At 48.1% G+C, this 18,746-nt stretch carries 17 protein-coding genes and 5 pseudogenes; 10 read left to right on the plus strand and 12 right to left on the minus strand.

The window, feature by feature from the left end:
* On the minus strand, positions 1–432 hold the full coding sequence (locus ACO0LC_RS15605) for a type II toxin-antitoxin system RatA family toxin (RefSeq protein ID WP_423004757.1): 432 nt from the start codon (positions 430–432) through the stop codon (positions 1–3).
* A gap of 111 nt (positions 433–543) precedes the next feature.
* Here ACO0LC_RS15605 and smpB point away from each other — a divergent pair, with 111 nt between their 5' ends.
* Positions 544–993 carry an SsrA-binding protein SmpB gene (gene smpB / locus ACO0LC_RS15610; RefSeq protein WP_423004638.1) on the plus strand — a complete coding sequence of 150 codons (450 nt, stop codon included), beginning with the start codon at positions 544–546 and terminating at the stop codon, positions 991–993.
* Positions 994–1,018: 25 nt separating this feature from the next.
* Here the strand turns inward: smpB and ACO0LC_RS15615 are convergent, their stop codons facing one another.
* Positions 1,019–1,321 carry a hypothetical protein gene (locus ACO0LC_RS15615; RefSeq protein WP_423004640.1) on the minus strand — a complete coding sequence of 101 codons (303 nt, stop codon included), beginning with the start codon at positions 1,319–1,321 and terminating at the stop codon, positions 1,019–1,021.
* 306 nt (positions 1,322–1,627) lie between these two features.
* On the opposite strand from ACO0LC_RS15615, the gene ompR reads away from it, so the two are divergent.
* The 3 genes from ompR (at position 1,628) to ACO0LC_RS15630 (ending at position 4,919) form a co-directional block, all read left to right on the plus strand.
* The gene (gene ompR / locus ACO0LC_RS15620) at positions 1,628–2,395 is read left to right on the plus strand and encodes a two-component system response regulator OmpR (protein WP_423004642.1); all 768 of its coding nucleotides are present in this window, start codon (positions 1,628–1,630) and stop codon (positions 2,393–2,395) included.
* A gap of 43 nt (positions 2,396–2,438) precedes the next feature.
* The gene (locus ACO0LC_RS15625; protein ID WP_423004644.1) at positions 2,439–3,800 is read left to right on the plus strand and encodes an ATP-binding protein; all 1,362 of its coding nucleotides are present in this window, start codon (positions 2,439–2,441) and stop codon (positions 3,798–3,800) included.
* Positions 3,801–3,977: 177 nt separating this feature from the next.
* Positions 3,978–4,919, plus strand: a complete 942-nt coding sequence (locus ACO0LC_RS15630) for a retroviral-like aspartic protease family protein (RefSeq protein ID WP_423004646.1) — start codon at positions 3,978–3,980, stop codon at positions 4,917–4,919.
* Between the two features lie 40 nt (positions 4,920–4,959).
* Here ACO0LC_RS15630 and ACO0LC_RS15635 read toward each other — a convergent pair whose 3' ends face one another.
* The 3 genes from ACO0LC_RS15635 to ACO0LC_RS15645 all read right to left on the minus strand — a co-directional run bounded on the left by ACO0LC_RS15635 (position 4,960) and on the right by ACO0LC_RS15645 (position 9,951).
* Positions 4,960–7,125: a TonB-dependent receptor gene (locus ACO0LC_RS15635; protein WP_423004648.1), complete on the minus strand. Its 2,166-nt coding sequence runs from the start codon at positions 7,123–7,125 to the stop codon at positions 4,960–4,962.
* A 206-nt stretch (positions 7,126–7,331) separates the two neighbouring features.
* Positions 7,332–8,117, minus strand: coding sequence for a substrate-binding periplasmic protein (locus tag ACO0LC_RS15640; RefSeq protein ID WP_423004650.1), 786 nt, complete (start codon positions 8,115–8,117; stop codon positions 7,332–7,334).
* Positions 8,118–8,325: 208 nt separating this feature from the next.
* Positions 8,326–9,951, minus strand: a complete 1,626-nt coding sequence (locus tag ACO0LC_RS15645; RefSeq protein ID WP_423004652.1) for a patatin-like phospholipase family protein — start codon at positions 9,949–9,951, stop codon at positions 8,326–8,328.
* A gap of 400 nt (positions 9,952–10,351) precedes the next feature.
* Between ACO0LC_RS15645 and ACO0LC_RS15650 the strand changes: the two genes are divergently transcribed.
* Together ACO0LC_RS15650 and ACO0LC_RS15655 are read left to right on the plus strand one after the other, a co-directional pair.
* Positions 10,352–10,570: a hypothetical protein gene (locus tag ACO0LC_RS15650; protein ID WP_423004654.1), complete on the plus strand. Its 219-nt coding sequence runs from the start codon at positions 10,352–10,354 to the stop codon at positions 10,568–10,570.
* A complete protein-coding gene (locus ACO0LC_RS15655; RefSeq protein ID WP_423004656.1) occupies positions 10,477–11,013 on the plus strand; it encodes a lipase family protein in 537 nt (178 codons plus the stop codon). Before ACO0LC_RS15650 ends, ACO0LC_RS15655 begins: the two co-directional genes overlap by 94 nt.
* Before the next feature lie 92 nt (positions 11,014–11,105).
* Here the strand turns inward: ACO0LC_RS15655 and dksA are convergent.
* Together dksA and ACO0LC_RS15665 are read right to left on the minus strand one after the other, a co-directional pair.
* Positions 11,106–11,579, minus strand: a pseudogene (gene dksA / locus ACO0LC_RS15660) (RNA polymerase-binding protein DksA).
* Between the two features lie 194 nt (positions 11,580–11,773).
* Positions 11,774–12,606, minus strand: a pseudogene (locus ACO0LC_RS15665) (phage portal protein); the annotation flags it as partial.
* Here ACO0LC_RS15665 and ACO0LC_RS15670 point away from each other — a divergent pair.
* The 4 genes and pseudogenes from ACO0LC_RS15670 to ACO0LC_RS15685 all read left to right on the plus strand — a co-directional run bounded on the left by ACO0LC_RS15670 (position 12,581) and on the right by ACO0LC_RS15685 (position 13,721).
* A complete protein-coding gene (locus tag ACO0LC_RS15670; RefSeq protein WP_423004763.1) occupies positions 12,581–12,805 on the plus strand; it encodes a hypothetical protein in 225 nt (74 codons plus the stop codon). The pseudogene ACO0LC_RS15665 and the gene ACO0LC_RS15670 sit on opposite strands and share 26 nt — an antisense overlap.
* Complete coding sequence (locus ACO0LC_RS15675; RefSeq protein ID WP_423004658.1) at positions 12,802–13,008, plus strand: glycoside hydrolase family protein; 207 nt, start codon at positions 12,802–12,804, stop codon at positions 13,006–13,008. Before ACO0LC_RS15670 ends, ACO0LC_RS15675 begins: the two co-directional genes overlap by 4 nt.
* Before the next feature lie 102 nt (positions 13,009–13,110).
* A pseudogene (locus tag ACO0LC_RS15680) lies at positions 13,111–13,170 on the plus strand (hypothetical protein); the annotation flags it as partial.
* A 167-nt stretch (positions 13,171–13,337) separates the two neighbouring features.
* The gene (locus tag ACO0LC_RS15685; RefSeq protein ID WP_423004660.1) at positions 13,338–13,721 is read left to right on the plus strand and encodes a phage virion morphogenesis protein; all 384 of its coding nucleotides are present in this window, start codon (positions 13,338–13,340) and stop codon (positions 13,719–13,721) included.
* Positions 13,722–13,746: 25 nt separating this feature from the next.
* Here the strand turns inward: ACO0LC_RS15685 and ACO0LC_RS15690 are convergent, their stop codons facing one another.
* From ACO0LC_RS15690 to ACO0LC_RS15710, 5 genes and pseudogenes are all read right to left on the minus strand, one after another.
* On the minus strand, positions 13,747–14,238 hold the full coding sequence (locus tag ACO0LC_RS15690) for a GNAT family N-acetyltransferase (protein WP_423004662.1): 492 nt from the start codon (positions 14,236–14,238) through the stop codon (positions 13,747–13,749).
* On the minus strand, positions 14,201–14,515 hold the full coding sequence (locus ACO0LC_RS15695) for a DUF1778 domain-containing protein (protein ID WP_423004664.1): 315 nt from the start codon (positions 14,513–14,515) through the stop codon (positions 14,201–14,203). The genes ACO0LC_RS15690 and ACO0LC_RS15695 overlap by 38 nt, the downstream gene beginning before the upstream one ends.
* 756 nt (positions 14,516–15,271) lie before the next feature.
* Positions 15,272–15,574 (minus strand): annotated as a pseudogene (locus ACO0LC_RS15700) (transposase); the annotation flags it as partial.
* Between the two features lie 6 nt (positions 15,575–15,580).
* Positions 15,581–16,762: pseudogene (locus ACO0LC_RS15705) on the minus strand (IS3 family transposase).
* 832 nt (positions 16,763–17,594) lie between these two features.
* Positions 17,595–18,023 carry a hypothetical protein gene (locus ACO0LC_RS15710; RefSeq protein ID WP_423004666.1) on the minus strand — a complete coding sequence of 143 codons (429 nt, stop codon included), beginning with the start codon at positions 18,021–18,023 and terminating at the stop codon, positions 17,595–17,597.
* Positions 18,024–18,746: the final 723 nt, after the last annotated feature.

Raw genomic sequence — 18,746 nt, forward strand, 5'->3', positions numbered from 1 at the left:
TCAGCCATACAAGGCCTCTGCTCTGGTACAGAAAGAATCAACAAAACTATTGGCTATTTTGGAAAAAACTGGTCCTATGAGATGTTCCAGGAGCTTACTGGAGAATTCATAGTTGAGATCAAACTCAATTTTGCAGGCATCTGGCCTGAGTTCGGTAAACTTCCAGCAACCCGACAATTGTTTGAAAGGCCCTTCAACCAGATTCATTTGCATGGAATGTGGTCGCTGATTGATATTTCGGGTCGTGAAATGTTGCTTTAAACCATGGTAGTTAATGGACAGTGTCGCAACCAGATCATGTTCTGAGCGCTCGGCCACCTTGACCTCGCCACACCAGGGCAGGAATTGAGGGTAATTTTCAACTTGCTCAACCAAAGCAAACATTTGCTCTGTGCTGTAAGCTACAAAAACTGTTTTATGCACAACTGCCATCAAGAAGAACCATTTGGTAGAATCACAGACTCGCATTTTAACCGAGTCATAGGCAGTACCAAAATGCATTCCTGCATTTCCTTACTTTAAATTGACCAATTTTCATCCTACATGAGCATCGCTGATAATAAAAAAGCATTCCACGATTATTTTATCGAGGAGCAATACGAAGCTGGTATCGTCCTGCAAGGCTGGGAAGTCAAAGCCATACGCGCAGGCCGCGCGCAGTTGAAAGAGTCGTATGTCATTGTCAAGAATGGCGAAATATTCTTGTTCGGTGCCCATATTGGTGCCCTGCCGACCGCATCCACCCACATTCACCCTGACTCTGTACGCACACGTAAACTATTGTTAAATGCGGCAGAAATCAGCAAGTTGATAGGCAAGGTCGAGCGTTCTGGCTACACCATGGTTGCATTAAACATGCATTTCAGTAAAGGCCGCATCAAATGTCAGATCGGTCTGGCCAAAGGTAAGAAGCAGCACGATAAGCGGGATACGGAAAAAGAGAAAGACTGGCAGCGAGAGCAACAAAAAATCATGAAACAAAACCGCCGCTGATACTGCCGCGACGTGGAGCAAGACGCTAACGCGCTGGACGATACAGTTCGTGTCCAACTTCCTGGATTTGACGGCGCAATGCGCGCCGCTCTTCAGGTGTCATGCGATTACGCTTTTGGCTGTCATCCCCGCCGCCGCAGGCACGCTCACCCATGTGGCGGGCGTCATTGCAGCGCTCCAGCAAACTATTTTTCTCAGTCTGCCTGGTGATTTGCCGTTCGTGCTGTTTTTCTTCCTTACGGGCATTCGCGTCTTTGTTCTGGGCATTCGCACCATTAAAACGCCCCCAAAAACCGGCCCCCGCATTGCCATGCTTACCGTCAGCCATAGCATTGCCCGCCAACACGAGTGACAACATTAAGACAGAAATTTTTTTGTACGGTATATTCATCAAATTGAAAACGAATGGCCTTGCACGAACGAAGCGGATAATGCAAGCTAAAGGAACAAATGAATTGAAGAGGATTGCAATTCTATGCGTAAAAGCACCAGGCTTGCTAGCTCCAATACAGATAATTTAGTTTACGATAGCCAGAGAGAATGCGCATTCCCATTCAGTAAAGTGTGTAACAGTTTGTAATCCGGATTATTAAATTTGTTTGCAAGCTCAGCCTATGACAGTACTATTAAGCCCATGAACACTACGCCCCCCACACCAGACTCCACAAACACCAATTCCAGCAGCCCCAAGGCTAAAATTCTGGTTGTCGACGACGATCTGCGCTTGCGCGATTTGCTGCGTCGCTATCTGACAGAACAAGGCTTTCAAGTAGTCAGTGCTGAAAACGCCCAGGCCATGAACAAACTCTGGATCAGGGAGCGCTATGACATGCTGGTACTAGACCTGATGCTGCCGGGTGAAGACGGACTAGCTATCTGCCGCCGCCTGCGCGGCGCTGGCGATAAAACACCCATCATCATGCTGACTGCCAAGGGTGAAGAAGTAGATCGTATCATCGGCCTGGAAATGGGTGCCGATGATTACCTGCCAAAACCGTTCAGCCCTCGCGAACTGGTTGCCCGCATTAATGCCGTGCTGAGGCGCAAGGCGCCGGATGAATTGCCAGGTGCACCATCTGATGGGCCGCAAACCTTCGCTTTTGGTGATTTTGTCCTTGACCTGGGCACTCGTACACTGAAAAAGAATGACTACAATATTTCCCTGACTACCGGTGAATTTTCAGTATTAAAAGTCTTCGCCCGCCATGCCCGCCAACCACTGTCCAGAGAAAAACTCATGGAACTCGCTCGCGGTCGTGAATACGAAGTGTTTGACCGCAGCCTGGATGTGCAAATTTCTCGTTTGCGCAAACTGATAGAGCCTGATCCCAGCAATCCACTGTATATACAAACGGTATGGGGACTGGGTTATGTATTCATTCCCGATGGTCAATCGCATTAATTTATTATCTTTTATATCATTTTGTGGTTTCCCCCTATTTTGAATGCGTAATTACTTGAACAGTCTGGAATGGCTCAAAAGCGGACTGTTTTGGCGCACCTTCTTCATGCTGGCCGTGCTCGTCACCGCCAGCATGTTGGCCTGGATGTCCAATTTCCGCACTCTGGAGACTGCACCAAGAGCACAACAAATTGCTTCGCAGATCGTCTCCATCGTAACCATCACGCGCGCTGCGCTCACACACTCGGCCCCTGAAAAACGCCACGAACTTTTGCGTGACCTGGCCAATGAAGAGGGAGTGCAAATCTACTTACTGGAAGACACCGACCACATAGAAGAACCGGAAGCAACGCCTTTCCTCCTCGAATCCCGGTCTTTAATGTTGCGGGGGCTGGGTAATAACACGCGTTTTGCCAGCAAATTAAATGGCATAAGCGGCTTCTGGATCAGCTTTGATATCGAAGACGATCACTACTGGCTAAGGCTGGAACAAGACCGGCTGGACCCACCCATAGGTCAGCAGCTGTTCAGTTGGGCTATCCTCACTCTGTTTTTGACACTGTTGGGTGCGGCCATTATCTCAAAGCTGATTAATGATCCCTTGTCACGCCTCAGTAATGCCGCCCGCGCTGTCGCCAAGGGCAAGCAGCCGCCACCCCTGCCGCAAAAAGGCCCGAAAGAAATTCGCGAAACCAATGTCAGCTTCAACACCATGATGGAAGATCTGGTCAGGATAGAAACTGATCGCTCCATCATTCTGGCCGGTATTTCGCATGACTTGCGCACCCCGCTGGCACGCATGCAATTAGAAGTAGAAATGGCCAACCTCAGCGATGATGCCAGAACGGGCATGCAATCCGATCTGCAGCAAATGGATGACATCATCAGCCAGTTCCTCGACTATGCAAAACCACTGGATAAGGTCGAATTTGAACGCATTAACGTCAGCGAAGTCATGCAGCAAGTCATGGATGAAGCCTTTCGCTTCCAAAACCTGCGCCTGCGCACCGCCATCACACCCGATATCTATGTCAATGGCAATCTGACCGAACTCAAACGCCTGTTCACCAATATCGTGGAAAATGCCTGCCGCTACGGTAAAACACCAGGCTCACCCGTCATTACCCTGGACGTGCAATGCTCGCGCAAAAATAAAGAGAGAAAACTCTCCATACAGATCAGCTTTCGCGATCATGGACAAGGTGTAGAAGAACAGGACCTGGTGCGCCTGCTGCGCCCCTTCACTCGCGGCGACGCTTCCCGCAGCCAGGCCAACGGCTCAGGCTTGGGCCTGGCCATCGTAGATCGCATTATTAAAAGTCATGGCGGTAAATTACGCATCTATAACCACCTGGAAGGTGGCTTTGTCATCGTTATCGCCTTGCAGGAAGCAAAAGAAGTCTAAATCCACTCAATTGGCATGCCCCCCGCCCGTCACATTCTTTCGGCAGTGCGCCTTCGCCCCCCCTATGTCTTTGTTCAGCCACAGCAGACTAATTGCTTAAAGATAGCAGCCTGGCACCATCCTCTTAAATGTTACAATTGCCGCCATTTTTCCAGGCTCTTGATAACAAATAAACTCATGCTTACCCAATTAAAAACGCTGTTCGCTGCCAGCTTGCTCCTCTGCCTCCCTGCATTAGCAGAAACTTACCCGCCATCAGCTTACAAAGAGGGTGCCATCAAATGCATGCGCGCGCGCAGCTATGACTGTGCAGAAAAGAACTGGAACCAGTACATCAAAATGCGCCCTACCGACGCCCACGCCGTCGCCAGCCTGGCTATCGTCTACCATTGGGCAGACAAGCCTGAAGCCAGTATCATACAATCAGAAAAAGCTATCAGCATGGGCGAAGGTACTTATGACTTGTTTGCAGCCTACTCTGAAAGCCTGGCCAAAACCGGGCGTATAGATGAAGCGATAGACTGGGGTTATAAAACACTGGCTGTCGTACCCACGCTCGTCAATGTGCGAGGAGATGTCGCCAAATACCTGGTGTTGCGCAAGCGAGAATTTGAAGCCCTGGCTTTGCTCGCCTCTTTTGATGCATCACTGGAGGCCCAGGGCCATGGTCATTATTTCGAAGGCCAGCGTATAGCAATAGAATCATCGCTGGAACGCCAGGGGCAAGCTGTTGCATCAACACAAAAAAGCATACGTCTGCCTAGAACCAAAGAGCATTTTTACGCCCCAGTCAAACTTGGCGACTCCAGAATAGTCGCCTTTATGGTCGATACCGGTGCCACGAAAACCTCACTCAGTGAAGACATGCTGACCAGCTCCAAGGCAACTTATAAAGTGGTCAAGCCAAATGTCAATCTGCAATTGGCAGACGGCAGAAATGTTTCCGGCCGCATGGTCACGCTTGACGCCATGAAAGTCGGACCATTTGAACTCCACAAAGTAACTGCCTTTGTTTGCAAAACCTGCGTATCCTTGCTTGGACAAGCCTCTTTATCTCAATTCAATATGGTGTCATCCAAAATCCAGGGAGTAGAATTTCTAACGTTGGAATTGCGCTAATTGACGTATCAAACCCTGTTGAGACGTGCAAACATCCCTGCTACATCGCGTATCTCAAAGTCATGCCAAAGGTACGCGGGCGTGTGACGGCGATGCGGCGGGTATCGGGTAAATCTGCAGAAATGGCTACTGGCAAACCCGTCTGACCAATTTTATTGAATACATTATCAATAAAAAATCCAAGGCCCAGACGCTTGTCGGCAGAAATCTGGCGTACACCCCATTTCAGGTTGACCAGACCATAGGCTGCCCTCTGATAAAAAGGGCTACTCCTGTCAAACAAAAAATTGGCCTTGCCTATATAGGTATAATCCAGACGAAGATAGGCTGGCATGCCATGTGCGAGTACTGGTGTGTATTCGACTGCCGCAGCCATGGACCAGTTTGGCACATCCAGCAAGCTATCACCATTTCTGGCCGGCGTTCCTGGCACATCATTGTTTAAACGGGTGCGACCAATATTGGCCATCAGATTCAATTCCAGTAACTTGTTTGGCTGATAAGTCAATTCAAGCTCAGCACCACGGCTGCTTGCAGAACCAAAATTGGCGGTAATATTAAAGCCGCACTGCAGCACTATCTGCTGCTGCACATCGTTCCAGTCTATGCTATACAAGGAGGCGTTGGCGGTCAGGCTGCCATGCAGCCAGCGTGATTTGGCACCCAACTCATAATTCCAGATCGAATCCGCACCAAATCTTTGTAACTGGCTTGCATTCAAATTCAGACTGGCAAGCTCTTTACCGCAGACCGCAACTGGCGCAGGATTGTTAGGCCCGCCAGGACGATAGCCCTTGGATGCAGTCGCAAACAACAGCAAGTCTGGTGACGCTTGCCAGGATAGATTGAGTTTGGGATTCAGGCCGCTATCTGAAGAACTACCAGTTACGCCTGAAGCAACACCACCGACGAATTCACCATCCACTTGCTGGGCAAAGCTCTGGTTCACACGAAAACTCCGCAAGCCAAGATTGACACTGAGTTGCGGCGTGATCTTGTAGGAAGCCTCCCCAAACAAAGCTGTTTCGCTGACGGTAGCCTGCCTTGCCCCTTTGAAAAAACTGGCATACTGCGTACCAAAAGCGGCGTTATAACCAGGCGTGACCGGTATTTGCGAAGCCAGGGGTGCATTCACGTGATGGTAATAAGCGCCTCCGATGAATTGCCAAGGTCCTTTCCAGTCCGAAGTCAGGCGCAGCTCCTGAGTAAATTCACGGTTCAAATAGTTGCCCTGCATAATGACCGGGTAAATATAAGTCTGCGGCTTTGGTGAAAAAAAATAATAAATTACTTTGGAAGAATCTTCATCCACACTGACATTCCTGTCGTAGTATGAAGTCGATGACAGTAACTCGAATTGCTCGAACTGCTTGCGCACAGAAATATTGGCGATACTCGACACCTGGGTACTGGGCTCAGGCAACAAACGTGTCTGCAATAGCGCCGAAGTACTGCCTGGCGGCTGGTCAATTTGAAAAGGTGCCCCCAGAAAACTTCTTTGCTGTAGCCACGAGCCAGATAGTGTCAAATCGTCCGCCAACTGCCATTTCAGCATCAGGCGAAAGCCAGAAGTCTTTTCAGTATTGACATTTTCCTGAACTGGGCCACTAACAGGCAAGCGTAAGTAATTATCCGCACTGATGCCATAGCGCGGTATAAAACCATCTTGATACTTCTCAAAAACCGTCAGACGAGCAGCCAGCCTGTCCTCAACAAGAGGAATATTGAGCACTGCTCCCGCCGACCAGTTCCTGCCACCGCCCTTGGTAGATGACAATGCACTATCAGTTTCAAATGTCAGCTTTTTCAAATCTGCTTGCCTGCTCAGGTATTTGACCGTGCCGCCCATGGAACTGGAGCCGTATAGAGTACCCTGGGGGCCACGCAAGACTTCCACCTGCCCTATGTCAAACAAGGCAGGGTCAATAACGCCACGTAAAGACAGTAAAGAGGCATTGCTCGAGGCCGCAATCGGTGTCTCATCAAGGTAATAACCAACTGTACCGGCTGTGCCCGCAGTAGAAGAAATACCTCGCATGATGAGAATATTCTGTCCCGGCCCTGAGGACACCACAGTCAGTCCTGGAGTATGTCGCGCAACATCCAGCACACTTTGTATCCCCAGGCGACTCAGCTTGGCTGCGTCAAAAGCTGTGACACTCATCGGTATGCTTTGCAAACGCTCACTGCGCTTTTGCGCAGTCACTATTACCTCCTGAGCTGGCGGAGTGACAGTTGATGCCTCACCAAGCATTTCAGGCTCGTCTGCCCGGGCTGCTACTATGGGTGACAGCAGCAGCATTATCGAGAGCCTTGCCCAAGAAAACTGCTGGATGATATATCGAGAATGCAATGAAAGCATCACTACCTCCAACGCTGCATGGCACTACATTTTAGTTTCCAGCAAAAAACTCACGGCTGAGCATGCAATTGTTGCTTATATACGTCGCTGAGTCTTGCCAGTTGCCCTGTGTCACTCAATTGCTGAAAACCACGATCAAATCTTGTCATCAGTTCTTTTGCATGTAGCAAGTTGCGCCGTATCACCAAATAAACCGGCACCACCGATATCGGCTTGCCCTGCATTTGTATCTTTTGCCGTTCTGCAGCTGAAAAATGATTTTTCAGCAAATACTGCCCGCTATCAAAATCGATAGGAAACAAATCTATGCGCCCTATGAGCAGCTTTTTAAAATTCGACACATCACTAGGAGCAGAATCGGTCCCTAATACGCCAGTGGCAACCAGCCTGGCAAATTCTTCACTGTAGTAATTGCCTTGTGTAATCCCTATCTTCATGCCACTCAAATCTGCCAGCTTGACCCAATTAAATTCTTCACCGGCTCGCTGAAAAAAACCTATACGCAAAAAATAAATTGGCTTGTTTGAATACAATAATTTCACATCCCGCTCTGGGCTATGCGCCCAGCCATAGCTGCCGTCATAAAAATCCTGCATGACACCTACAATGGCACGATTATTTGGCACTGCAACAAAAGAAGCGTCCACTTTGCTTAATTTAAATGATTCACGCACGATATCGGTCAGCAAACCTGATGGCGGCACACCGTAGACAATCAAAGGAGGATAGTCCTGCTGTGTCAGCGCAATTTGCATACGCTCAGCCTCTGGCACAGCAGGTGGTAGCGACAATGCCTGCAAAAGCAGAGACAAAACCAGGGAAGATAAATTTACCATTCAGCGACTAGCCATGAAAGATGCAATCCAGAATGAAAACCACCGTACCTCATTTTAGGACAGGCAAATTTAAAAATGCTTAAACATTCGTCAAATTGTGTCGCCTTCGTGACAAATTAGCATACTCATCATGTTTCCTGGAGAAAATAATTACCTATTCAATCAAAGTCACCCAAAAACTGCCGAAACCTCCACTGATTTCATAGTCTCATTTACTACAATTGATCCATGATGCGGAAGGATTCGATGAATTTGGTTCTTGCACCGAATAGCGCGGCACTTGCACTATCTCCCCCTGATCCTGTGCTGCCTTTGAAGTCAGCAAATTGCTAATATTTTTCGACAGCTTTTCGCGATGATGATCTTTCAACCATGACACCAGCTTAGTACTCGAATCCGAGTCGCCTGTCATCAAGACCCTTGCCGCTTCAAACAGAGAATTTTGTATCGGCAATTCTTCGCAACGCCCGGGGCCATTCAACGCCAGCTTGTAATTGGTTTGTATGGAATTGACAAACCTGTCCAGCTTAATAAGCTGATTATCCCTATGCGTTTCATCACGGTATTCATCAGCACTGCTTTGCTGGAGAAATGCATTGCGCTTGCGAGGACTACCTTTTTTGGTGAGTTCGAGTAGACGGTCCAGCCCTATATGCCAGACGGCACAGTGGGCACTATTGATGGACCTGCCAACGGTCAATATACCTGCTTCGTCACCACCCACACCCTGGCCGCGAACCAATCCCCCCCCGGCCCTGGAAACAGCATAATTCTTTAAAGGTATATTCACGCCAGGATTAAATCTATAAGGCTGATCAGAAGCAAGAGAGACACCCAGAACATCCAGCTGCCCTTCCCTGCGCTGCTCCAGCAAAGAATCAAATGCCCGATAGATAGACGGGCTGATGACATAGTCAATCATGCTGCTTCTGGTATCGGCCAGTGAACCACTCAAATCCCCCCTGTCGCTGACATGGGCATCAACCAGTATCAACAAGCAGGACAGGTCCTGGGTCCCGACCAGGATTTCAGAATAAGCGCGTATCAAGGCATCCACACCCAGATTATCAGACGAGCCCGCATCATATAAATGCAAGAACTTGGGGCTGGAAGGCTGGTAAATATCACCGTCTGCATTGAAATTCTTCAGTGCCAGGGGTACAAATATCCCGGGGTAAGCTGCCGAGGCTGCCACCGCATCAGCGAGACGCAGTTGATTCAAGTCCGAGCCAATTTCCTTAAATGCCGCATCAGTAAAGGTAAAACCCTGCAAGCTCGCTTCTGATGAATTCAACCCCCTGGTCGTCAGGGTATCTGCACCGACAAAACGGTGCGCATGCGAGCTATTGATATACAGCAATGGCCGGCCAGGCTTCTTCTCACCCAAGTCCCCATAGACCGCACCTTTGTAAATACCGGCATCAAAGACATCGGCCAAGGTCCGCGTAGCATTTTTCCCAGACGTCAGGGTCGGAACCAAGTTCATGGGGTTCGCCGAACGGTACACCCATGAAGTTAAATAGTCCCTGCGCAACTGCATGGACAGCAAATCAAAATCCGCATCACTTTCCAAAGGCTTCAAACTAATCGCAGCAGCAGTCAGCGAGCCACCTGACACCGATGAAAGTGCAGTCACCTCATCAAACAAACCAAAATTACGCAATTGCGCAATCACCCCCAAACCAAAATTTGCAGCCCGCGAACCACCGCCAGAAATCGCCACCCCAACAAACATGGGGTGAGTACAGGGATCGTTTTCTACAGCACTGGTACAACCCAGTTTGGAAGGATAACTCGCCCGCGGCACACTGACATCCGCGCTAGTCGCTTTCACATTGATATAAGGATTTCTTTCATCTATGTGCAAAGTAGCACACCCTGACAAAAGCATCGCCGCCCAGATCGAAGAGCCAACAAAGGCATTTTTTATCGGGGAAATATTCAACAATTCACACTCCATGACTCACAAAAAAACGCGAACTCTCAAATCAGCGCAAGGCACGCTGACTGCATAAAGTTCAACAACAAGATTGGTAGACTATTAATTTTTACAGAGGTTCCTGAATATCTCACGGAACCACTACAAGTAAATGACCAGACGTGATGCTAACAGTATTTCAAAACCAGCTTGTCTTTATAATCACAATCGACTAAATTGCCAAATTAGAAATTAAACTGACTTAAATAGCAAACACCATGCAGCGATTAAATACACGACACTGAGGAGTAACATCATGACTACCAGCATAGGCACCACCACAGGTCCCAACCCCGGCCTGGCCATGACATTGGCAGCCATTGCATATTGCGCCGACCCGGCGACCACACTCAATAATCTGGACAATGGCTGGACTGCCGTATGGGCGGCAATCTCGCCACCGTTTTTGCACCATGGCTGCTGTATCAACTTGCGCAGGACCATGCCAGTCTACCGTCGCTCTTCCCCGTCATGACCTTTGCTGCCCCGACAGCAGGTAACAATGCCTTTGCCACTGCCTATGACAAAAGCTTCCCCAGCTCATGGCGCTACTATAACGAAATCGACCTCGTGCCCATGGCATCTGACTCACTACGCTCGACAGAACTACTCTACTCCCCGGCAACAGAAGCCGGCAGCATAGAAACCACCTACAACAATCTCACCGTCACACTCAAGAACGGGATAGGACTCATCGCAGATTCGATCGACGTTGCAGAACTTCGCGATGGTTCGTATTACGCACAAACCAATCAATCCCATGGCAGTGTTGCGCTGAATACATCCAAGACCTTATATCCTGTCGATACCAGCAAAGCCCTGATAGACCAATGGTTCGACCAGGTCGCCTCGCAACATGTGCAGAGCACTTATCTGTCTTTCTTTGGACTGCCGCCGGTTGCTTGCGCCGGGACTTAACCACATGCAAGCCAGGCAGCACTAAATCGAGCGCCAAATGCAAACAAGCCCTTGATCAGCAAGGGCTTGTTTGCATTTGGCCAGAATAAGAATCAATGTCCAAATATTTTTTGTCTTTGCTCATGACGCTGCTGCACCTCCAGCGATAGCGTAGCGGTAGGTCGTGCCAGCAGGCGCTCAACACCAATAGGTTCGCCAGAATCTTCGCACCAGCCATAGTCCCCCTCGTCTATACGCGCAATTGCAGCACGCACTTTCTTGAGCAATTTTCTTTCACGATCACGTGTACGTAATTCAAGCGCATGCTCCTCCTCTATCGTGGCACGATCAACAGGGTCCGTGATGATTTCATTCTCCTGCAAATGCGCCGAGGTCTCGTTGGCATTTTACACCAGGCCCAACTCAATATCCTGCAGACGCGATCTAAAAAACGCCAATTGTGCATCATTCATATATTCCATCTCACTCATTGGCAGAATGGTCTCTTCCGTCAATTTGGATTTTGAAATACGCACATTGGATCTGATTGCTGCTTTCTTTGCCGCATGGGCTTGTATGGTGGTCATCGTAAAACTCCTGAATTGAATAATTGGCGATTGCGCGAGTTGATATTTCCCAAAAACATATGGCAAGAAATCAGCAAATCCCTTGAATTACCCAGACTTTGCCTGCTGAAGAAATATTTAAAACGTATGGCAAGATACCAATCAATTCACACCACATCTACAAGACCACGACCACAAAACTTGTCAGCGAGTTCCTACGCAGGCTTAGAAATTTCATCACCCAATGAATAAGGCGTGAAACGGATCACTTGCTCGCCCAGCCACTCGTTACACTCTCTAAACCGCGCCTGCAGCGGTTCCAGCTCGTTCATGGCAAACACCTTGGCCGCTGGCTCAACAGCCCCAAAACCGCCCGTATTGTTCGGCACCAGACCCAGCAGTTGCGGTGGTACCCGGTGCGCCGCCAGCATGTCGTCACGCGTCACGTTCTTGATGCTGAAAAATTCATCCTTGGCCGCCACCTCAGACACTAGCAATATCTGTATGCCGTCCTTCTTGCCGTTGGGCGCATACATGAACACATTGCGGAAATTGCCTGGCCCCTTGCTATAGCGTAGTGCCTGGCGCATGTTGTCGACGTCACTTTGATTCTGTGCAGGGTCTGTCATATACAAGATGAAACCAGCATGAGAGCCGTTCTTGCAATACTTGCACCTGAATAGCGTGGCTGCTTCATTCGACCAGGTAGAGTGCAAAGCGCTGAGATATTCCGGCAGGCCGTACACCTCCTGATTGATGTCCGGCTCCATCAAATGGAAAATCGCCCCAGACTCAAACACATGATCTTCCTGCCAGCCAAGCACAAAGGCGTATTGGTTCAAGTCGTCACTACATCGGCGCATGTACTTGGCAAGCGCAGGCTCAAGCGGCAAAGGCTTGCCGTTAGGGCTTTTACGGTTTTCCAGATAAGCATTACCAAACACCAAAAATCCAGAGCAAACCGGCTAAACGCCTCGCGTGACAGCAAGGCATGCGACACAAAGATAGCATTGACGCCGTGCGTGCTGGCTTTAAATCTGGGTGTCAGCCGCCTGGGCGCATTCCTGCCTATGGGCAAAGCCATCACCCAGCTCGGCATCCCCCTCAATGAATGGGTATTCATCCTCATCATCATCTACACCGCCCTGCAAATCACCTTCTTCCTGCGCGACAGACTCATCAAGCCCTGGCTGCACCGCCGTGTAAATCAGAACGCCAATGTGCAGAAAGGTAAAAGCCAATCATGAGTACGGATATCAAACAAAAACTCATCGCCGAAGGCATTGCCGCCTTGCCTCTGATAGTCCTGTTTGAAGGCACCAGGCAAACCGCCTACCTTGCCGCCGTCAGCATCCCCACCATTTGCCGGGGCCACACTGGTGGCGTCAAGCTGGACCAGACTGCCACCATAGAGCAATGCAATGATCAGCATCGCCTCACGCTCGTTTGAATACGCCTACGTCCTCAATATCATCGTCACCGACTACAGCGGTGAAGAAGACGCCCTCATCGCCCCCCCCTGCTCGATTGGCTGGCAACCCACCAGGCAGACCTGCTCGGCAACGACGACAAAGCCAAAGGCATACGCTTCATGGTCGACTTCAACAACCACAACAGCGTTGACATCAGCCTGGAGATAGACCTGACAGAGCGCGTCATCGTCAAACAGACCGGCACCCGCTTGGTGGCAACTGATCAACGGCGACAAGCTGCTGGCAGAATGGCAGGTGCACCCCATCCCACCCACATAATGCAAGACGACCTCACCGCGCTGGAGACATGGGTCAGCACCCTGCTGACCAACCTAGACCCCGCATCCAGGCACAACAAAACCCCGACGGCACGCCCTACGCACCGCGCAAACAACGCAAAAACATACGCGGCAAACAAGGCCGCATCAAAAAGCAAAAAGCCAGTATGTTCAACAAACTAAGGACAAACACCCACCTCAAAGCAAAGGCAAACGGCAACGGGCTGGAAGTAGGGTTCTATGGCCGCGTAGCCCGTATTGCGCTGGTGCATCAATACTGGTTACGGGACAGGGTTGTGGCGGGTGGGGGTGAAGTCAAATACTATAAGCGTGGTGTCATAGCTGAAAGCGAGCATGTGAAAAAATTAATTTTAGACACATTTATCCACCGCTCCCAGGCTCTCAGATCATAGACGAATTTAACGGAACTAAACGACGCTATGGTATGTGGGCAATAGGAATAAGTAAACTCAGAGGATTCGAGGGCATCGCAACAAACCCATATCTCAAATAAAACGCTGCCGCTTTTTCGTCTTTGGCGTCAACAAATAGTGCCCAGCCCCCAACAGCTTCTGCCGCAGATTTGGCACGACTCATGGCGTCAAGCAGCAATTCTTCACCGTAACCCCGACCTTGTTGGCTTTCTTCAACAGCCAACCTTCCTAACGTGATAGCTGGTACATTGGCTGGCAATTTTTTTGCCATACTCGGCGGCAAGGTATCTCTAGAAATTAATGCCCGTATTGCCAAACTATAAAACCCCAAAACAACCTGTGGCTTATCTTCATGGACAATGACAAATGTTTGCGAAATTAAGTTCTTCTTATGCTGCTTCGCGATTTGCTGGACCCATGTGTTTAATACTTCATTACCGCAATTAAAGCTTCTTACATCATGCACTGCTTCCAGTGCTGTTACGAACGTTGTCATTTTCTGCCTTTATTTTGCGCTTTTCAAACGCCTTTCTCAGCACTTCATTAGGCCGATTAGGGGTATCAAGCAATTTTATAAATAAAGCAGCATCTTCTAGCGAAAAAAATATCACACGTTCGTGATTGATAATTCTGTCCGCCTTTTCGATCGCAGCCTGAACCAAAAACTGGTTCAAGGTCGCGCCCGTCAAATCTGCTGCTACCTGTAACTTTGTTGCTATGGGCTGAGAAACTCGGGCTGTAATCCGGTCTCTATTTTCCGTCGCGTTAATCATATCTATACCTTTCGGCGTGCTCTTAAAGCACTTCACTACCAATTAAATTGTGTTTTTAAAATTATTTATTTTCAACTATTCATATTCACCTCACTTTTTGTTAAAAGCCATATTTTGTTATCAAGCCTGAATTATATCACACTGGCGACAAAATGCCACCATCAATGTGTCAAACTGGCACCAATCAAACTATACAACGATAAAGGCCATAGTTTTTAACTTGCAATGGGGATAGTCAGAAAAAACTGAACTTCGCTACAAATTAATTTTTTTACATGTATTTCAAAAAAATCGAGACGAAGTGTCGGCACACAGTGAAATTCAGTTGATTGGGGCGGATGGACAAATACACCTGTTTTGACATCGGTACTTTGTCATCAAATGGGGTGATCTCAAGTAAGTCACAATAGCAATGAAAAATATAATTAATGACTTAAATGAAGGACGCAGAAATTTGGTTATGCATGAGAGATGCTCAAAAACCAACCACAACAGGTGAGTCTTGATTTTTGGGATGCAAAAAATAATTTGATATAGGTCTGTGTCTATACAGGGGTGACCAGCCTCGCGTATTTACACACGCGAATTTGAAATTATTGAGATTTTTCCAGGTTCGACACATGCCCGAATAGATACCAATTATTGCGAACATGTGATCATGAAAAACAGCACATAGAAAATACTCGAAAGAACAATAGAATTCAGTTTAATTGTCGCTAGGAGCCTGTAAAAATAACTGTGTAAGTTCTCCCGGAGCTATTGGTGAGCGTTGATGCGCTCACCAAATTCGCTATCAAAGCGATTCAGTGCCTGTCGCCAGTGTTGTATAGGCATGGTCCATTTCTTCGCTGCCTGTTGTATCGCCAGGTACACCACTTTCATGGCCGAGGCATCATTGGGGAAAAATTTTCTGCGCTTGGTGGCTGACCGGATGACGCTGTTAAGTGATTCGATGGCATTGGTCGTATAAATGGCCCCGCGTATCTCCGGCGGATACTCGAAGATGGTCCGTAGATTGGGCCAGTGGTTTGTCCATGATTTGGCAACCTGCGGATACTGTAGTGGTCAAGTATTTTCGGACACAGGGATAGGTTCTTTTTCTACCATTTGTTGCTCATAGACACTGGGCGGCAGATTACCCAGGGTGGAATGCAGACGGATGTTGTTGTAAAAGCTCACAATATAATCTGCAATGTCATGCATGGCTTCATGCATGATTGGCGTAGGTCTTACGCCAGACACGCTCCATTTTTAAGCTCAGGAAGAATCGCTCCATAACAGCATTGTCCCAGCAATTTCCCTTTCTGCTCATGCTGCAAATGCATCCATACTTCCTCAACAAGTGCTGGTAGGATCCGCTGGCATACTGGCTCCCTCTGTCTGAATGTACGATCAATCCAGCGTCGGGTGCACGTTGTATCAGTGCCATTTGCAGGGCTTCACAAACGAGTTCGGCATGCATGTGTGGTGCCATTGCCCAACCCACGATCTTGCGTGAATACAGGTCCAGCACTGCCGCCAGGTACAGCCACCCGCTTTGGGTACGGATATAGGTGATATCGGCTACCCAGGCACGGTTGGGTTCTTTCTGTTCAAACTGGCGGTCCAATTGGTTTGGCGCTATAGGTAAATCATGCTTGCTGTTGGTCGTATGAATGAACTTGCGCTTCCAGATTACCTGCATCCGATGTCGCTTCATGAGAGTGCGTATCCGGTGACGGCCTACCTTTAACCCTTTGTGCTGCAAACTGCTTTGCAGGCGGCGACTGCCATAGGTGCTGCCACTGATTTCAAATGCTGCTTTCAGATGTACACTGGTCGCGCAGACTTTTTGCAGGCTCTTCTGGCTCCTTAAGTGGGCGTAATAACCGGACCTGGATACTTCCATTGCCTTGCATGCCGCCTGTACCGGAATGGCCTTCTGTTGCAACTGATGGATGACCCGATATCTCATTTCAGCTCTTTGGCAAAGAAGGCCGATGCCTTTTTTAAGATATCGACATCCTGCCGGAGCTGCCGATTTTGTGCTTCCAGTTCACGTATGCGCAGTTGCTCTGGCGTTAAAGACTTCCCTACTCCAGCCTCCTCAAGTTTCTCCACATCCAGCTGGCTCAACCACCGGCGTACCGCCGTCTCTCCCAGCTTGAATTCCTTGCACACCTGGTTCACACTTAAACCTTGCTCTGTCACCATGCGTACTACTTGTAGCTTAAATGCCATCTCAAAGGTTCTTCTTTTGGCTTTCATCTCTTTTCCTCAATAGGTCAATTATCCCACCTATCTCGGTGTCCGGTATTATTAGACCACTACAGTGGTTGCCATTAAGAACGATTTCAGTCGTGGGGATAATCACCACAACTGGCTGCAATCATCGAGATGATTACCATATTTGAAATGGCATTGAAGCATTGGGAAAACCCCAACGGATGGAAGATAAATCCAATAACGGGCAAGCCTTTACGACAGACTGTGCAGACCGCCAAACCAGGGAGATATTCCCCTAGCTAACACCATAATGGTGCCAGTTGAGGGGATTATTTGAGTAAAAAGCGACCCCGTGCCTTCCGTTCCCTCTAAAAACTGCAACGTAATCGTTTTTCCGATCGTGCACTTTCAGGAATTACTTTTGTAGAATCTGGGCGAATTTCGAAAAGATTCGTTGAGCAAGAGGTGCCATGATGTTGAAATTCTGAAGTGTAAGTCTTTCCTTCCAACGGAATGAAAGAAAAAGTAAGTCCACAGTATCCGTGATTGGTATCTAACCAAATGCGCTTGCCTGCTGGAATTGAAATATCTCTTTGCTCAGTATGACCTTTGATAGCAGGGTGTGGTGTGCCGCAAGTGCCGCTTTCACTAATCAGCACACCCGGGGTTCTGCCCAAGAACCGTATGGTCGCAATACTGCCGCTTACGGGTGGGGTATACGTTGAACATGCGGTAAGAGTTAGTCCTAGGGAAAAAATAGAAAGTGTTTTAATCATTCTCATTTAAGTAATTTATTGAAAATATGCACGCTTTGGATTGAAACCAACTTGTAGCCGAATTGGCATCTCAACCACATGCCATTGAGTCGATCGACTTAGATTGGGCGTGTCGTTCCGTAACTTTTTACAATTGGAGTGGCCAATCCAAATGTTTTTTCTTCACAAAAAAGCCCATAGAATTTTCCGGCTTCAAAGTTAAAACGAGTTCTGATTCTTGCACGCATTCCTGAAGGATGTAAAACGCATTCATATGTAACGTAATGCTGGCCCGGCAACATCTTCACAATGCGTGGATGACCTGCAAAGTATCCTCCGTATTCCACTCCATCAACGCCGATGAAATATCCATTGCCCTGGATATTGGGGTCTTCGGTTTGAACTATAGTAGCGAGTTGCGCATCTGGCTTTTTTTCACCCTCATATGTGTGAAGTCCTTGAACTCCCACTATGCTGGCACACCCTGACAAAATCAATACAAGTACTAAATTTAGAGACGAGTTTTCTTTCTTGAAAATTCTAAACATAATTTATATTCCGCAAAAAAATAAGCTGCATGATATCGTTAAACGAATGATTCATGGCAAATCTTAGCAACGAAAACAGTCAGCGTAGGCGAGACTAACAGAGCTTAATCGCCTACCGGGTTGGAAATGCATTAATTTCACACCGGATCCTGCAGTTCCGTCCTGCCTTCTTTTGGTTACCGTTTCCCCTAATTGGCTCCGCCAAAATCCTATGTGAGTATGTGTCGGTACACACGACACCTTGCACCTCAAATGTATGAAAATTTGCGTCAAATTGCGTCATCAATTGAGGCTAACCGGGTGGCAGCAAACGTAAGTCGGGCTTGGTCCTAACTGGTGACGCATATTTGAGTAAAAAGCGACCTATTTAGCGGACAGGCGTGGTGGGGGGATGTCTGCGCGCCAGGGGATTAAATGGGAAATACCTGAAGAAATTGTGTAAATGAAACCATCTCATTGAGATCCTAAGGTGGTTGATGGAGTGCTCATAGCTACAAGGCAATAGATTTTCGGGTGTAGCACAATTTTCGGCCCAAAGTGTAGTGCATGCCAGCTTATCGAACTCAAATCATATTGTCCGCCACACCCGTTTCCTGCTTTATCAACTGCCTTCCGTCGACAAACTTCCCAACATAATTTGCCTTTTCACGCGCACAAAATATTAGTCAATAAATAATGTTAATAAGACAAATAAGACTTGTAATAAATAGACTAGAAATCTAT

It is taken from the genome of Undibacterium sp. JH2W, from assembly GCF_049340425.1.
In the GTDB taxonomy this organism is placed as follows: Bacteria; Pseudomonadota; Gammaproteobacteria; order Burkholderiales; family Burkholderiaceae_D; genus Undibacterium.

Excerpts from the sequence above, each read along its gene's own strand:
- ACO0LC_RS15650 (WP_423004654.1), top strand. The coding sequence starts at position 10,352 with ATGACTACCAGCATAGGCACCACCACAGGTCCCAACCCCGGCCTGGCC.
- smpB (WP_423004638.1), top strand. The coding sequence starts at position 544 with ATGAGCATCGCTGATAATAAAAAAGCATTCCACGATTATTTTATCGAG.
- ACO0LC_RS15625 (WP_423004644.1), top strand. The coding sequence starts at position 2,439 with ATGCGTAATTACTTGAACAGTCTGGAATGGCTCAAAAGCGGACTGTTT.
- ACO0LC_RS15690 (WP_423004662.1), bottom strand. The coding sequence starts at position 14,238 with ATGACAACGTTCGTAACAGCACTGGAAGCAGTGCATGATGTAAGAAGC.
- ACO0LC_RS15685 (WP_423004660.1), top strand. The coding sequence starts at position 13,338 with ATGGGTCAGCACCCTGCTGACCAACCTAGACCCCGCATCCAGGCACAA.
- ACO0LC_RS15605 (WP_423004757.1), bottom strand. The coding sequence starts at position 432 with ATGGCAGTTGTGCATAAAACAGTTTTTGTAGCTTACAGCACAGAGCAA.
- ACO0LC_RS15710 (WP_423004666.1), bottom strand. The coding sequence starts at position 18,023 with ATGTTTAGAATTTTCAAGAAAGAAAACTCGTCTCTAAATTTAGTACTT.
- ompR (WP_423004642.1), top strand. The coding sequence starts at position 1,628 with ATGAACACTACGCCCCCCACACCAGACTCCACAAACACCAATTCCAGC.
- ACO0LC_RS15630 (WP_423004646.1), top strand. The coding sequence starts at position 3,978 with ATGCTTACCCAATTAAAAACGCTGTTCGCTGCCAGCTTGCTCCTCTGC.
- ACO0LC_RS15615 (WP_423004640.1), bottom strand. The coding sequence starts at position 1,321 with ATGGCTGACGGTAAGCATGGCAATGCGGGGGCCGGTTTTTGGGGGCGT.
- ACO0LC_RS15695 (WP_423004664.1), bottom strand. The coding sequence starts at position 14,515 with ATGATTAACGCGACGGAAAATAGAGACCGGATTACAGCCCGAGTTTCT.
- ACO0LC_RS15675 (WP_423004658.1), top strand. The coding sequence starts at position 12,802 with ATGAGTACGGATATCAAACAAAAACTCATCGCCGAAGGCATTGCCGCC.
- ACO0LC_RS15640 (WP_423004650.1), bottom strand. The coding sequence starts at position 8,117 with ATGGTAAATTTATCTTCCCTGGTTTTGTCTCTGCTTTTGCAGGCATTG.
- ACO0LC_RS15655 (WP_423004656.1), top strand. The coding sequence starts at position 10,477 with ATGGGCGGCAATCTCGCCACCGTTTTTGCACCATGGCTGCTGTATCAA.